Annotated in this window: 1 protein-coding gene; it reads right to left on the minus strand. The window is 77.0% G+C overall.

Going from position 1 to position 344, the window contains the following annotated elements:
* Positions 1-344: hypothetical protein (locus V5O49_RS00130; RefSeq protein ID WP_332900451.1), on the minus strand; the 344-nt coding region annotated here is incomplete at both ends.

Raw genomic sequence — 344 nt, forward strand, 5'->3', positions numbered from 1 at the left:
CCCTTCCCCCCCTTCGTGCGATCACCCTCGCGGTCGATCGGCGCAGCGCCTTCCGGCCCGCCGGACACCCGGACCCCGAGCTGGCCTCCTTGGTGACCCGGCTCGAGCGTCCCCGTCCGCCCCGCCGCCGCCGTGAGGCCCGCGACCGAGCCGGCGCCGGACCCCCACGCCGAGCCGTCGACGGAGCCGTCGACGGAGCCCACCACGGAGCCGTCGACGGAGCCGTCGACGGAGCCCACCTCGGAGCCGTCGACGGAGCCGTCGACGGAGCCCACCTCGGAGCCGTCGACGGAGCCCACCTCGGAGCCGTCGACGGAGCCGATCGTCGTCGACGCCGTGCCGAC

This window comes from Isoptericola haloaureus (genome assembly GCF_036689775.1).
Lineage (GTDB): Bacteria > Actinomycetota > Actinomycetes > Actinomycetales > Cellulomonadaceae > Isoptericola > Isoptericola haloaureus.